Annotated in this window: 12 protein-coding genes and 2 pseudogenes; 5 read left to right on the forward strand and 9 right to left on the reverse strand. The window is 67.6% G+C overall.

All coding sequences use genetic code 11. From position 1 onward, the window contains the following. Together A5622_RS14570 and A5622_RS14575 are read left to right on the forward strand one after the other, a co-directional pair. Positions 1 to 678: pseudogene (locus A5622_RS14570) on the forward strand (nitrite/sulfite reductase); the annotation flags it as partial. Further along, positions 675 to 1,418: a phosphoadenylyl-sulfate reductase gene (locus A5622_RS14575; RefSeq protein WP_066879384.1), complete on the forward strand. Its 744-nt coding sequence runs from the start codon at positions 675 to 677 to the stop codon at positions 1,416 to 1,418. The pseudogene A5622_RS14570 and the gene A5622_RS14575, both read left to right, overlap by 4 nt. A gap of 137 nt (positions 1,419 to 1,555) precedes the next feature. On the opposite strand, the gene A5622_RS14580 is transcribed toward A5622_RS14575, so the two are convergent. From A5622_RS14580 to A5622_RS14600, 5 genes are all read right to left on the reverse strand, one after another. Then, positions 1,556 to 2,641 (reverse strand): sulfate/molybdate ABC transporter ATP-binding protein, encoded by a 1,086-nt coding sequence (locus tag A5622_RS14580; protein WP_066879387.1) that lies wholly within the window; start codon positions 2,639 to 2,641, stop codon positions 1,556 to 1,558. Positions 2,642 to 2,649: 8 nt separating this feature from the next. Then, positions 2,650 to 3,468 (reverse strand): sulfate ABC transporter permease subunit CysW, encoded by an 819-nt coding sequence (gene cysW / locus A5622_RS14585; protein WP_066879391.1) that lies wholly within the window; start codon positions 3,466 to 3,468, stop codon positions 2,650 to 2,652. After that, positions 3,465 to 4,337, reverse strand: a complete 873-nt coding sequence (cysT, locus tag A5622_RS14590; protein ID WP_066862675.1) for a sulfate ABC transporter permease subunit CysT — start codon at positions 4,335 to 4,337, stop codon at positions 3,465 to 3,467. The genes cysW and cysT overlap by 4 nt, the downstream gene beginning before the upstream one ends. After that, positions 4,334 to 5,365 (reverse strand): sulfate ABC transporter substrate-binding protein, encoded by a 1,032-nt coding sequence (locus A5622_RS14595; RefSeq protein ID WP_066879395.1) that lies wholly within the window; start codon positions 5,363 to 5,365, stop codon positions 4,334 to 4,336. The genes cysT and A5622_RS14595 overlap by 4 nt, the downstream gene beginning before the upstream one ends. A 333-nt stretch (positions 5,366 to 5,698) precedes the next feature. After that, the gene (locus A5622_RS14600) at positions 5,699 to 5,899 is read right to left on the reverse strand and encodes a hypothetical protein (protein ID WP_231997791.1); all 201 of its coding nucleotides are present in this window, start codon (positions 5,897 to 5,899) and stop codon (positions 5,699 to 5,701) included. A 229-nt stretch (positions 5,900 to 6,128) separates the two neighbouring features. Between A5622_RS14600 and A5622_RS14605 the strand changes: the two genes are divergently transcribed. Beyond that, on the forward strand, positions 6,129 to 8,087 hold the full coding sequence (locus tag A5622_RS14605; RefSeq protein WP_231997792.1) for a glycoside hydrolase family 15 protein: 1,959 nt from the start codon (positions 6,129 to 6,131) through the stop codon (positions 8,085 to 8,087). Positions 8,088 to 8,303: 216 nt separating this feature from the next. On the opposite strand, the gene A5622_RS14610 is transcribed toward A5622_RS14605, so the two are convergent. After that, positions 8,304 to 9,062 carry a sensor domain-containing protein gene (locus tag A5622_RS14610; protein WP_066879398.1) on the reverse strand — a complete coding sequence of 253 codons (759 nt, stop codon included), beginning with the start codon at positions 9,060 to 9,062 and terminating at the stop codon, positions 8,304 to 8,306. Positions 9,063 to 9,064: 2 nt separating this feature from the next. Further along, positions 9,065 to 10,912 carry a translation elongation factor 4 gene (lepA, locus tag A5622_RS14615; protein ID WP_082994597.1) on the reverse strand — a complete coding sequence of 616 codons (1,848 nt, stop codon included), beginning with the start codon at positions 10,910 to 10,912 and terminating at the stop codon, positions 9,065 to 9,067. A gap of 140 nt (positions 10,913 to 11,052) precedes the next feature. Here lepA and A5622_RS14620 point away from each other — a divergent pair, with 140 nt between their 5' ends. Then, positions 11,053 to 11,655: a type II toxin-antitoxin system PemK/MazF family toxin gene (locus A5622_RS14620; RefSeq protein ID WP_066862687.1), complete on the forward strand. Its 603-nt coding sequence runs from the start codon at positions 11,053 to 11,055 to the stop codon at positions 11,653 to 11,655. A 90-nt stretch (positions 11,656 to 11,745) separates the two neighbouring features. Here A5622_RS14620 and A5622_RS14625 read toward each other — a convergent pair whose 3' ends face one another. Then, a complete protein-coding gene (locus tag A5622_RS14625) occupies positions 11,746 to 12,174 on the reverse strand; it encodes a CBS domain-containing protein (protein ID WP_066862712.1) in 429 nt (142 codons plus the stop codon). Positions 12,175 to 12,341: 167 nt separating this feature from the next. Between A5622_RS14625 and A5622_RS14630 the strand changes: the two genes are divergently transcribed. After that, positions 12,342 to 13,184, forward strand: a complete 843-nt coding sequence (locus tag A5622_RS14630) for a ribonuclease Z (RefSeq protein ID WP_066879407.1) — start codon at positions 12,342 to 12,344, stop codon at positions 13,182 to 13,184. On the opposite strand, the pseudogene A5622_RS14635 reads toward A5622_RS14630, so the two are convergent. Beyond that, positions 13,163 to 13,356: pseudogene (locus tag A5622_RS14635) on the reverse strand (hypothetical protein); the annotation flags it as partial. The gene A5622_RS14630 and the pseudogene A5622_RS14635 sit on opposite strands and share 22 nt — an antisense overlap.

Genomic DNA, 13,356 nt, shown 5'->3' on the forward strand with positions numbered 1-13,356 from the left:
CACGTCGGGGTGCAGCGGCTCAAGAACGGGCTCAACGCGGTGGGCGTCGCCTCCATCGCCGGTCGGGTGTCGGGCACCATCCTCACCGCGGTGGCCGACCTCGCCGAACAAGCCGGCTCGGACCGGATCCGGCTCACCCCGTATCAGAAGCTGGTAATCCTCGACGTGCCCGACGACAAGCTCGACGAGCTGATCGCCGGCCTGGAGGCGCTCGGCCTGCAGTCGAAGCCGTCGCATTGGCGCCGGAACCTGATGGCGTGCACGGGGATTGAGTACTGCAAGTTGTCTTTCGCCGAAACCCGGGTCAAGGCGCAGTCTTTGGTGCCCGAGCTGGAGCGCCGGCTCGCCGACATCAACGACCAGCTCGACGTGCCCATCACCGTCAACATCAACGGCTGCCCCAATTCCTGCGCCCGCATTCAGGTCGCCGACATCGGGCTCAAGGGTCAGATGGTCGACGACGGAGAGGGCGGCTCGGTCGAGGGTTTTCAGGTTCACCTGGGCGGCAGCTTGGGTCTGGACAGCGGATTCGGCCGAAAACTGCGCCAGCACAAGGTCACCAGCGACGAGCTCGGCGACTACATCGAGCGGGTCACACGTAACTTCCTGAAATATCGCGGTGAGGGTGAACGTTTCGCACAGTGGGCTATGAGGGCAGACGAGGACGATTTGCGATGAGCGAACGAACAACCAAGCTTCCAGAAGCCGAATTGCGGGCGCTTGCCGCCCGCGGCGCGGCCGAGCTGGAGGGCGCCAGCGCCGCCGAGGTGTTGCGTTGGACCGACGAAACGTTCGGCGGCATCAACGGGCCCCGCGGCTGGGCCACCTGCAATTACGTGGTGGCTTCCAGCATGCAGGAGGCCGTGCTGATCGATCTGGCGGCCAAGGTGCGTCCGGGTGTGCCGGTGGTGTTCTTGGACACCGGTTATCACTTTGTGGAAACCATCGGCACCCGGGATGCGATCGAATCCGTGTACGACATCCGGGTGCTCAATGTCACTCCAGAACACAGCGTCGCCGAGCAGGACAGGCTGCTGGGTAAGGACCTGTTCGCGCGGGACCCGAGCGAATGCTGCCGGCTGCGCAAGGTCGCGCCGCTGGGCAAGACGCTGCGCGGATACTCCGCCTGGGTGACCGGCCTGCGCCGGGGTGAGACCGCCGCGCGCGCCAACGCCCCAGTGGTCGGATTCGACGAGGGCTTCAAGCTTGTCAAGGTCAACCCGCTGGTCGAATGGTCCGACGAGGACGTGCAGAACTACATCGACGACAACGGCGTGCTTGTCAATCCGCTTATGTACGAAGGCTATTCGTCGATCGGCTGCCAACCCTGCACGGCCAAGCCGCTGGCCGGGGCCGATCCGCGCAGCGGACGTTGGCAGGGCCGGGCCAAGACCGAATGCGGTTTGCACGCGTCATAGCAGTTCAACATTCGACAGGTTCCGCCACCGCCGACCCGGTGGGAATCGGACCGACGAGTGGATCTGAAAACCGATAGCGCATCCGCTAGCGCGTCGGCGAATCGGATAGTGGTCGGCCCGCGGTTCTCATGCGGCGACTACGCCGACGTCAGGGTGCTCTCATCCTGGTCGGCCTCGTCCGCACGACTTGCGTTGGCGGCCAGGGCGATCGGGGGAACCCGGGTGGCCCGCACGTAGACGGTGTCGCCCTCGCGCAGGGCCAACGCCTCGGCGTCACCGCGGGTGATCTGCGCGGTGAAGAATCCGCCGGTGGCCGCGCTGGTCAACTCGACCCGCACCTCGAAGCCCAGCGTCACCACCCGGTCGACGACGGCGCGCACCACCCCGACGGACTCGGCCGTGCCGTCACCGCCGGCGATCGCCATATCGGGATTGCGGCCCACCCGGATATCGTGCGGGCGCACCAAAGTGCCGTTCAGGGTGGACACCGCACCGAGGAATGACATCACGAACGCGTTCGCCGGGGTGTCGTACACGTCCGTCGGGGAGCCGACCTGTTCGATGCGGCCCTTGTTCAGCACCGCGATGCGGTCGGCGACGTCGAGCGCCTCGGCCTGGTCGTGGGTGACCAGCACCGTGGTCACGTGCACCTCGTCGTGCAGGCGCCGCAACCACGCCCGCAGATCCTCACGCACCTTGGCGTCCAGCGCGCCGAACGGCTCGTCGAGCAGCAGCACCTGCGGGTCGACCGCCAACGCCCGCGCCAGCGCCATGCGCTGGCGCTGACCGCCGGACAACTGGTTGGGGTAGCGGGCTTGAAAGCCGCTCAGTCCCACCACTTCGAGCAGGTTGTCTACCTTGGCCTTGATCTCGGCCTTGGGCCGCTTGCGGATCTTGAGCCCGTAGGCCACGTTGTCGCGCACGGTCAGGTGCTTGAACGCCGCGTAGTGCTGAAACACGAATCCGATGCCGCGGCGCTGCGGCGGCACCCGGGTCACGTCGCGGCCGTCGATCGTGACGGTTCCGGTATCGGGTTGGTCGAGCCCGGCGATAGTGCGCAGCAGGGTCGACTTGCCCGAGCCGCTGGGACCCAGCAAAGCCGTCAGCGAGCCGGTGGGCACGGCGAAGTCCACATGGTCCAGCGCGACGAAATCGCCATAACGTTTGTTGGCGTCGCGGACGACGATGGCGAGGTCGTCCCGGTTGGCGTGAGTCACGGTCATTCTCCTCGTCAGGCCTGCTTCGCCGCTCGTGCACGGCGCGCGTCCAGCACTACCTGGAAAACCAGCACCAGCACCGCAACCCCCATCAGCAGCGTGGACAGCGCGTAGGCGCCGTATTCCGCACCGCGGTTGTACCGGTCGGAGACAAGCAATGTCAGTGTCTGCGACTTTCCCGGCAGGTTCGACGACACCATCAGCACGGCACCGTACTCCCCCAGGGTACGTGCAATGGTCAACACGATGCCGTAGGTCAGACCCCACCGGATCGACGGCAGCGTGATCCGCCAAAACGTCTGCCACCACCCCGAACCCAGGGTGGCCGCCGCCTCCTCCTGGTCGGTGCCCAGCTCGTGCAGCACCGGCTCCACTTCGCGCACCACGAAGGGCAGGGTGACGAAGATGCTGGCCAGCACGATGCCCGGCAGGCCGAAGATGATCTTGAACCCGAGGTCCTGTTCGACGAATCCGAGCGCACCGGCCGAGCCCCACAACACGATCAACGCGACACCCACGATGACGGGCGAGACTGCGAACGGCAGGTCGATGACCGCCTGCAGCACGCCCTTGCCGCGAAACCTGTTGCGCGCGAGGACCAATGCGGTGGGGATGCCGAAGATGACGTTGAGGGGTACCACGATGGCCACCACCAGCAGCGTTAGGTTCAGCGCCGATATCGCCGCGGGGGTGCTGACCCAGGCGTAGAACTGGCCCAGCCCGGGTCGGAACGTGCGCCACAGGATCAACGCCACCGGAATGACCAGCAGCACGAAGATGTAGGCGAGCGCGACGAACCGCAACCAATAGCGCACTCCCGCCGACGATGTCATGCGGACAGCTCCTCTCGCTTGGCCGCGCGGCCGCCCACGATCCGCAGGATGAGCAGAACGACAAACGAAATGCCCAACAGCACAATCGATATCGCGGCTGCACCGGTGCGGTCGTCGTTCTCGATCAACGTGCGGATCCACTGTGAGGACACTTCGGTCTTGCCGGGCACCGCACCGCCGATGAGCACCACCGAACCGAACTCGCCGATCGCCCGGGAGAAGGCCAGCCCCGCCCCGGACAACAACGCGGGCAGCAGCGACGGCAGCACCACCGAGGTGAAGATCTTCGGCCCGCTGGCACCCAGCGACGCCGCGGCCTCCTCGGTTTCGCGATCCAGTTCGAGTAGCACCGGCTGCACGGCACGCACCACGAACGGCAGCGTGACGAAGGCCAGGGCGACCGCCACACCCCACGACGTGTGCTGCAGATGCAGACCGACGGGGCTGTGGTTGCCGTACAACGCCAGCATCACCAGGCTGGCGACGATGGTCGGCAGCGCGAAGGGCAGATCGATGATCGCGTCCACGAGGCGCTTGCCCGGAAAGTCATCCCGCACCAGCACCCACGCGATCACCAGGCCGAAGACCAGGTTGAGCACCGTGACCCCGGCCGAGATCGTCAGGGTCACCCGGAACGATTCCAGCGCGGCATTCGAGGTGACCGCGAGCCAGAAGGCGTGCCAGCCGCCGCCCGCGGATTGCCACGCGATCGCCGCCAGCGGCAGCAACACGATCACCGAGAGCCAGACCGTGGCCACGCCGACGCGCAGCGCGGTGGTGCCGCGGCCGCGTCCGGGTAGCGGGCCCGGTGGCGCGTCGCCGCTGAGCTCGGGCCGGACCGCCAGCGGGTCCGGGGTGATGGCGGTCATCCGGTGGCCTTCGTGTAGATCTTCGTGATGCTGCCGGAGTTCTTGTCGAACAGCTGCGGGTCCGCCGTGGCCCAGCCGCCCAGGTCGGCGATGGTCCACAGCTTCGCCGGCACCGGGTACTGGTTGCGGAAGTCGGCGGCGACGGCCGGGTCGACCGGGCGGAAACCGGCTTGCGCCCAGACCTTTTGGGCCGCGGCCGTGTACTGGAAGTTCTTGAAGGCGACGGCGGCGTCCAGATGCGGGCTGGTGTTGACCACCGCAACCGGGTTGTCGATCTTGAAGGTCTGCGCCAGGTTGATGTGTTCGACCGGCTTTCCGGCCCGCTCGGTGGCGATCGCCTCGTTCTCGTAGCTGATCAACACGTCACCGCTGCCCTGGACGAAGACGTCGGTGGCCTCCCGCCCCGATCCGGGGCGCAGTTTCACGTGTTCGGTGACCAGCTTCTTGATGAACGCAACCCCGGCGTCGCTGTGGGCGCCGCCTTCGCTCTTGACCGCATACGGCGCGAGCAGGTTCCACTTGGCCGATCCGGAGCTCAGCGGGCTGGGGGTGATGACCTCCACTCCGGGCCGCAGCAGGTCGTCCCAATCCCTGATGTTCTTCGGATTGCCCTTGCGCACCACCAGCGTGACGACCGAACCGAACGGAATTCCCTTGGTGGCGTCGGTATTCCAGTCCTTGGAGACCTTGCCGGCCTTGACCAGTCGCGCGATGTCGGGTTCGACGGAGAAGTTGACGACGTCGGCCGGCTTGCCGTCGACGACGCCGCGGGACTGGTCACCGGAGGCCCCGTAGGAGGTGACCACCTGCACACCCTTGCCCTCGTCGGAGGCGTTGAACGCCGGAATTATCTTGCTCCAACCGGGTTCTGGGACCGAGTAGGCGACCAGGGTGATGCTGGTGCGCGCGTTGGCCAGACCACCGCCGCCGACGGCATCACTGGCGCCGCCGTGGCACCCGGCGATGACGCCGGCGATCAGGGCAAGTGCGAGGACGGGCCGCCAGCGCGATGCGGTCCTTGTGTCCATTGAGGGCCTTCCGGTGCGAGAGGTATGGGAGTCGGGTCCCGTTTCTGCGGAAAGGCACCTAAAACTTCAGGAGAATTCGAAAACTCCAGACCAGACCGCGCACGGGTTTGGGAGTCAGCGACAACAGTGCACGAGGGCATAGCACTCCGAGATGCTCATCGCCACGCGCATGGCGGGAAGCCTAACAGGAATTGACGTTGCCGCCACCGCGACGGCGGCTGTGCAGAGGGCCCGCGGCCGCTAGCGGTGCATCGCGTGGGTCACCAGCCACGTGACGATCACCAACGCCACCAGGATGACCAGAATCAGGGTCACGTGTGACCGAGGCATGGGCTACCCGGGCGTCCCGTCGTGGCGGGCGCGGCGCATCAGCTCGATGCCCTTCCCGAGCACGCCATCCAGCAGGGCCGCCGTCGCGTAGGCCACCACCAGCACGGCGGGCACCACCACCAGGGCCTGCAGCACGAAAGGCAGCCCCGAAAGCCACAGCTCGTTGCCGTCCCACCAATTGAGGAACGCGTTCACGGGGCTCACCCTATTCGGCCCGACCGCCGAAGACCATCGGCCGGCCGGGAACACGCGCCGGCATGGGTCGGACGCAGCGGATCGCCGCGCGGCGCGCCACCACGGTGAAACGTTGGACGCGGGACCGCTGAGCAGCGATGATGTCCAGATGGTTTTGCACGCCCAGCCCGAAGACCAACCGGCCCCGCCGGACGGTGCCCTGCCCGAGGAAGAGTTTGACGCCGCCTCGGCCGCGTCGATGTCGTCGTCCATCGACCTGCGCACGCCCGGGCCGCTCGCTCCCAGCGCGGCCCTGCGGAACCCGTTCCCGCCGATCGCCGACTATGCGTTCCTGTCGGACTGGGAAACCACGTGCCTGATCTCCCCCGCCGGATCGGTCGAATGGCTCTGCGTGCCCCGCCCTGATTCGCCCAGCGTGTTCGGCGCGATCTTGGACCGCAGCGCCGGCCATTTCCGGCTGGGCCCGTATGGCGTCTCGGTGCCCTCGGCCCGCCGGTACCTGCCCGGCAGCCTGATCATGGAAACCACCTGGCAGACCCACACCGGGTGGCTGATCGTGCGCGATGCGCTGGTGATGGGCCCGTGGCACGACCTGGAGCGGCGGTCTCGGACGCACCGCCGCACCCCGATGGACTGGGACGCCGAGCACATCCTGCTGCGCACGGTGCGCTGCGTCAGCGGCACCGTCGAACTGATGATGAGCTGCGAACCGGCGTTCGACTATCACCGCGTCGGCGCCACCTGGGAGTACTCCGCCAACGCCTATGGCGAGGCCGTCGCGCGCGCCGCCAAGGATCCCGACGCCCACCCGACGATGCGGCTGACGTCCAACCTGCGGATCGGGCTGGAGGGCCGCGAGGCGCGCGCACGCACCCGGATGAAAGAGGGCGACGACGTGTTCGTTGCCCTGAGCTGGACCAAGCATCCGGCGCCGCAGACCTACCAAGAGGCCGCCGACAAGATGTGGCAGACCACCGAGTGCTGGCGGCAGTGGATCAACATCGGTAACTTCCCCGACCATCCGTGGCGGGCGTACCTGCAGCGCAGCGCGCTGACCCTGAAGGGCCTGACCTACTCGCCCACCGGCGCGCTGCTGGCGGCCAGCACCACGTCGCTGCCGGAAACGCCGCAGGGCGAACGTAACTGGGATTACCGCTACGCCTGGGTGCGCGACTCCACCTTCGCGCTGTGGGGCCTGTACACGCTCGGACTGGATCGCGAGGCCGACGACTTCTTCGCGTTCATCGCCGACGTCTCCGGCGCCAACAACAACGAGCGGCACCCGCTGCAGGTCATGTACGGCGTGGGTGGCGAGCGCAGTCTGGTCGAAGAGGAGCTTCATCACCTGTCCGGCTACGACCACGCCCGGCCGGTGCGCATCGGCAACGGCGCCTATGACCAGATCCAGCACGACATCTGGGGCTCCATCCTGGACTCCTTCTACCTGCACGCCAAGTCGCGCGAGCAGGTCCCCGAGACCTTGTGGCCCGTGCTGAAGAAGCAGGTGGAGGAGGCGATCAAGCACTGGCGCGAGCCCGACCGCGGGATCTGGGAGGTGCGTGGGGAGCCGCAGCACTTCACGTCGTCGAAGGTGATGTGCTGGGTGGCGCTGGACCGCGGCGCCAAGCTGGCCGAGCGGCAGGGCGAGAAGAGCTATGCCCAGCAGTGGCGCGCGATCGCCGAGGAGATCAAGAACGACATCCTGGCGCACGGCGTGGACTCCCGCGGGGTGTTCACCCAGCGCTACGGCAGCGACGCGCTGGACGCCTCGCTGCTGTTGGTGGTGCTGACGCGGTTCTTGCCGCCTGATGACCCGCGGGTGCGCAACACCGTGTTGGCGATCGCCGACGAACTCACCCAGGAGGGCCTGGTGCTGCGCTACCGGGTCGAGGAAACCGACGACGGGCTGTCCGGCGAGGAGGGCACCTTCACGATCTGCTCGTTCTGGCTGGTGTCGGCGCTCGTCGAGATCGGCGAGGTGCGGCGCGCCAAGCGCCTGTGTGAGCGGCTGCTGTCGTATGCCAGCCCGCTGCATCTCTACGCCGAGGAGATCGAGCCGCGCACCGGCCGGCAGCTGGGCAACTTCCCGCAGGCCTTCACCCACCTGGCGCTGATCAACGCGGTGGTGCACGTCATCCGCGCCGAGGAGGAAGCCGACGGCTCCGGAATGTTCCAGCCCGCCAACGCCCCGATGTGACGTGGCGATCGCAAGCGCGGCGTGAGCCGGGCGACGCGGGTCGCCACCATGAGGACGTGGCGATCGCAAGCGCGGCGTGAGCCGGGCGAAGCGGGTCGCCACCATCAGGACGTGGCGATCGCAAGCGCGGCGTGAGCCGGGCGACGCGGGTCGCCACCATCAGGACGTGGCGATCGCAAGCGCGGCGTTAGCCGGGCGAAGCGGGTCGCCACGACGTCAGCCCAGAGCGCTCACCCTGTCCATCAGGGCGTGCGCAACGTCGATGGCGCTGGTGTTGAGGTCGGCCGAGCCGGGGTCCGAGGACCGTCGCCCGCCGAAGAACACCACCTGGACCTCGACGAGGCAGTTCGACCGGATGCCGATGGCGCGCGCCTGTGGGGTGGGCCGCAGCGGCGGCATGTTGGGCAAGATCGACGTCGCGGTCTTGGTCGCGGCGATGGTGGAATCCGTGACGCGGACGTCGCTGATGACGTTCGTGGTGCTGATCGGGCCGGACTGTTCCGACGTCGTCATGCCGTTGCACTGCTGCCACTGCCCCGAGAACTGTGTGAACAGCGCCTGCGCCTGTGCGGGCGACGGGAGGGTGACCACCCCCTCCTCGACCACGATCACCTGCGCCGGTTCGCCGTTGTTCCACCACGACTCGGACGCAACGTCTTTCACGTCGGCGGACCGGTACACGCCCTGCTGCAGCATCGCCGTCACGCCCAGGCACCCGGCCTGCGACATCGTCCGCTGGACCTGATAAAGCCTTTCGGGCCCGCCGAATTCGGCCGGATCCCGCGCCACGAAGGTCTGATTGAGCATCCGCGACAGCGTCGGGCCGTCGAGTAGCACCTGCTTGACCGTGACGCCGCTGAGCGGTCGCGGCTTGAGGTTCGGCGCCGGCTTCGCCGTGCCCGCCACGACTCCACCGCAGCCCGTCCCCAGCACGGCGACCGCCATCAAAGCCGTCGCCATCCCCCGAATCCGCATGGCTACTTCTTGCCCTTGTCCCCCGCGGCGTCGGCGGACAACGCCGCGACGAACGCCTCCTGCGGCACATCGACGCGCCCGATGGTCTTCATCCGCTTCTTGCCTTCCTTCTGCTTTTCGAGAAGCTTGCGTTTACGGGTGATGTCGCCGCCGTAGCACTTGGACAGCACGTCCTTGCGGATCGCGCGAATGTTCTCCCGCGCAATGATTTTCGATCCGATGGCCGCCTGGACGGGCACCTCGAACTGCTGGCGCGGAATCAGCTCTTTGAGCTTGGTGGTCATCTTGTTCCCGTAGGCGAACGCCGAATCCTTGTGCACGATCGCGCTGAACGCGTCGACCGCCTCGCCCTGCAACAGGATGTCGACCTTGACCAGTTGGGCCTCCTGCTCGCCGGCCTCCTCGTAGTCGAGGCTGGCGTAGCCACGGGTGCGTGACTTCAGCGAATCGAAGAAGTCGAAGATGATCTCGCCCAGCGGCATGGTGTAGCGCAGCTCGACGCGTTCGGGTGACAGGTAGTCCATGCCGCCCAGCTCGCCGCGGCGCGACTGACACAGTTCCATTATGGTGCCGATGAATTCACTGGGCGCGATGATGGTGGTCTTGACCACCGGCTCGTAGACCTCGCGGACCTTGCCCTCCGGCCAATCCGACGGGTTGGTCACCCGGATCTCGGTGTTGTCCTCCTTGACCACCCGGTAGACGACGTTGGGCGACGTCGAGATCAGGTCCAGGTTGAACTCGCGCTCCAGGCGTTCGCGGGTGATCTCCATGTGCAGCAAACCCAAGAAGCCGCAACGGAATCCGAAGCCCAGGGCCACCGACGTCTCCGGCTCGTAGGTCAGGGCCGCGTCGTTGAGTTGCAGCCTGTCCAGGGCGTCGCGCAGATCCGGGTAGTCGGAGCCGTCCACGGGATACAGACCCGAGTAGACCATCGGCTTGGGCTCGCGATATCCGGTTAGCGCCTCGGCGGCGCCGTGGCGTGCCGTCGTCACCGTGTCCCCCACCTTGGATTGGCGGACGTCCTTGACGCCGGTGATCAGGTAGCCCACCTCGCCCACGCCCAGGCCGTCGCTGGCCTTCGGTTCGGGCGAGACGATGCCGACCTCGAGCAGTTCGTGGGTGGCGCCGGTGGACATCATCGCGATGCGTTCGCGAGGGGTGATCTTGCCGTCGACCACCCGCACGTAGGTCACCACGCCGCGGTAGATGTCGTAGACCGAGTCGAAGATCATCGCCCGCAGCGGCGCGTCGGCCTGGCCCTGCGGGGGCGGCACCTCGCGCACCACATGATCGAGCAGATCGGCGACGCCGGCTCCGGTCTTGCCGGAAACCCGCAGCACGTCGCCCGGCTCGCAGCCGATGATGTGCGCGATCTCGGCGGCGTAGCGGTCCGGGTCCGCGGCGGGCAGGTCGATCTTGTTCAGCACCGGGATGATGTGCAGGTCGCGGTCGAGCGCCAGGTAGAGGTTGGCCAGGGTCTGCGCCTCGATGCCTTGGGCGGCGTCCACCAGCAGCACCGCGCCCTCGCACGCCTCCAGCGCGCGCGACACCTCGTAGGTGAAGTCGACGTGGCCCGGGGTGTCGATCAGGTGCAGCACGTACTGGGTGTCACCGACTTTCCACGGCAGGCGCACGTTCTGGGCCTTGATGGTGATGCCGCGCTCGCGCTCGATGTCCATCCGGTCCAGGTACTGCGCGCGCATGGACCGCTCGTCGACGACACCGGTGAGCTGGAGCATCCGGTCGGCCAGCGTGGACTTTCCGTGGTCGATGTGGGCGATGATGCAGAAGTTCCGAATCTGCGCCGGCGCGGTGAAGGTCTTGTCGGCGAAACTGCTGATGGGAATCTCCTGGTGCGTGCAACTAGACGGGGCGCTTTGCGGCCGTTTCCGGCGCGGTTCGCGGGTATGTCCAGCGTATCCAGACAGGGCCGCCGGGACCTACTTGGACACAGTCGCACCCCGCCGCTCGCGTCTATGCTGCGAATATGTCGTCTCCCCGGAAATCCCAGTGGAAGACGTTTCAGCGGTTCGCGGAGAATCTGGTGTTCAACGGCGCTCCGCGCCTAGTCCGGACCGTGCAGAATTCCCAGACCGTGCTGCGCGAACTGCAGCAGGCCGTGAAGATCACGGCGAACGTCATCGCCGCGGTGGCGCCACCACCTCCCGACGCGCCCGTCACCGGCCGGCCGGTGACCAGCGGCAGCCTCCCGACCGCGCAGCGGGCCCGCAAGCTGGTGTACGCGCCGAGCCTGGACGGCCGGGCCGATCCCGGTGAGATCGTCTGGACGTGGGTGGTCTACGAGGACGACCCCACCCGGGGCAAGGACCGGCCCGTCCTGGTCGTGGGCCGGGACCGCAGCGTCCTGCTGGGGTTGATGGTGTCCAGCCAGGAGCGCCACGCCGCCGACCCGGACTGGGTTGGAATCGGTTCCGGCCCTTGGGATTACGAGGGCAGGCAGAGCTGGGTCCGGCTGGACCGGGTGCTCGACGTGCCCGAGGAGGGCATCCGCCGCGAGGGCGCCATCCTGGATCGCGAGATCTTCGACGTGGTGGCCGCCCGCCTGCGCGCCGACTACTCCTGGCGCTGAACGCACCGGTGCTGCGCCGAGCGTGAACTCAGGGCGAGAAAACGCACAATTCTCGCCGTGAGTGCACGTTCGGCGAGCGGAGTCGGGCGATCAGCCCTGGGTGATGTAGGAATGCAGCTGCTGCTGCTCGGCCTCGAGTTCTTCCAGTCGGCTCTTCACCACGTCACCGATGCTGACGATCCCGATCAGCTTCTTGCCGTCCAGCACCGGCACGTGCCGCACCCGGTTCTTGGTCATCAACACGCTGATCGCGTCGACCTCGTCGGTCTTGGTGCAGGTCGCCAGCATGGACGTCATGATCTTGGACACCGGTCGAGACAGCACACTGGCGCCGTGCGTATGCAGCTGACGCACGACGTCGCGCTCCGACACGATGCCGACCACACCCTCGTCACCGACCACCACCATGGCGCCGATGTTCTGGTCGCTCAGCCCCGCAAGCAGCTCGCGAACCGTCGCGTCGGGGTTGATGGTCACCACCGCCGCGCCCTTGTTCCGCAAGACGTCCGCTATCCGCATCGGGGCCTCCAGCCGGGTTGTGATCCGCTTCACATCAGGCTACGGCTTCCTCGCGCGGCGCAAAAGCCACTAAGAGAAGCTGCAAACAGATCGTGTCCTAGCGGTGCAGGCCGCGCGGATCGCGCGATTGGACCACTGCGGGAGCCGCGGGCTTGCAAGATAAGGACATGATCGAGGTCACCCTGCTGGGAACCGGAAGCCCCATCCCCGATCCGAACCGCGCCGGGCCGTCAACTCTGGTGCGGGCCGGCGGGCAGGTGTTCCTGGTGGACTGCGGGCGCGGCGTGCTGCAGCGCGCGGCCGCGGTCGGGGTGGGCGCCGCCGGATTGTCGGCGTTGCTGCTGACCCACCTGCACAGCGATCACATCGGCGACCTGGGCGACGTCCTCATCACCCGGTGGATCAGCACCTTCACGCCCGACCCCGCGCCGCTGCCGATCATCGGTCCGCTCGGCACCGCCGAGGCGGTCGCGGCGACGCTGAACGCGTTCCGCCACGACATCGGCTACCGGATCGCCCATCACGCCGACATCAACTCGCCGCCGGCGGTGGACGTGCACGAATACACCGAGGGAACCGTCTGGGACCGCGACGGCGTGGCCATCCGGGTCGCCCCGACCGATCACCGTCCGGTGGCGCCGACCATCGGCTTTCGCATCGACTACCAGGGCGCCTCGGTGGTGCTCGCCGGCGACACCGTCCCGTGCGCGGGCCTGGACGACCTGGCAACAGGGGCGGGTGCGCTGGTGCACACCGTGATCCGCAAGGACATCGTCGCCACCATCCCGCAGCAGCGGCTGCAGGACATCTGCGACTACCACTCTTCGGTGGAGGAGGCGGCGGCGACCGCGGCGCGCGCGGGGGTGGACACCCTGGTCATGACGCACTACGTGCCGGCGCTGGTGCCCGGCCAGGAGGAGCAGTGGCGGGCCCTGGCGGCCACGCGGTTCGGTGGGCGGGTCGAACTCGGTGACGACCTGCACCGCGTTCAGGTCGATGCGTCCGCGTGATGGCCGCCCGCGGCCGCTCGCCCGGCGGCCGAAGCTCGTTGCGCCGCATGGGTTAGGGCAACGCCAGCCACCATCAGCCAGGTCAGCGCCAGCACCCGGGCGATCGGCAGGATGACGCCCAGCGCCGGCCAGATCAGCACCGCCGTCGCCAATTCGGCGAGGATGGCCGTGG

Source organism: Mycobacterium sp. 1245801.1, assembly GCF_001673055.1.
In the GTDB taxonomy this organism is placed as follows: Bacteria; Actinomycetota; Actinomycetes; order Mycobacteriales; family Mycobacteriaceae; genus Mycobacterium; species Mycobacterium europaeum_A.

Bases quoted from the DNA above. Each gene is read 5' to 3' on its own strand.
- A5622_RS14620 (WP_066862687.1), top strand. From the start codon at position 11,053: ATGTCGTCTCCCCGGAAATCCCAGTGGAAGACGTTTCAGCGGTTCGCG.
- A5622_RS14595 (WP_066879395.1), bottom strand. From the start codon at position 5,365: ATGGACACAAGGACCGCATCGCGCTGGCGGCCCGTCCTCGCACTTGCC.
- A5622_RS14625 (WP_066862712.1), bottom strand. From the start codon at position 12,174: ATGCGGATAGCGGACGTCTTGCGGAACAAGGGCGCGGCGGTGGTGACC.
- A5622_RS14575 (WP_066879384.1), top strand. From the start codon at position 675: ATGAGCGAACGAACAACCAAGCTTCCAGAAGCCGAATTGCGGGCGCTT.
- A5622_RS14580 (WP_066879387.1), bottom strand. From the start codon at position 2,641: ATGACCGTGACTCACGCCAACCGGGACGACCTCGCCATCGTCGTCCGC.
- A5622_RS14630 (WP_066879407.1), top strand. From the start codon at position 12,342: ATGATCGAGGTCACCCTGCTGGGAACCGGAAGCCCCATCCCCGATCCG.
- A5622_RS14610 (WP_066879398.1), bottom strand. From the start codon at position 9,062: ATGCGGATTCGGGGGATGGCGACGGCTTTGATGGCGGTCGCCGTGCTG.
- A5622_RS14605 (WP_231997792.1), top strand. From the start codon at position 6,129: ATGTCGTCGTCCATCGACCTGCGCACGCCCGGGCCGCTCGCTCCCAGC.
- cysT (WP_066862675.1), bottom strand. From the start codon at position 4,337: ATGACCGCCATCACCCCGGACCCGCTGGCGGTCCGGCCCGAGCTCAGC.
- cysW (WP_066879391.1), bottom strand. From the start codon at position 3,468: ATGACATCGTCGGCGGGAGTGCGCTATTGGTTGCGGTTCGTCGCGCTC.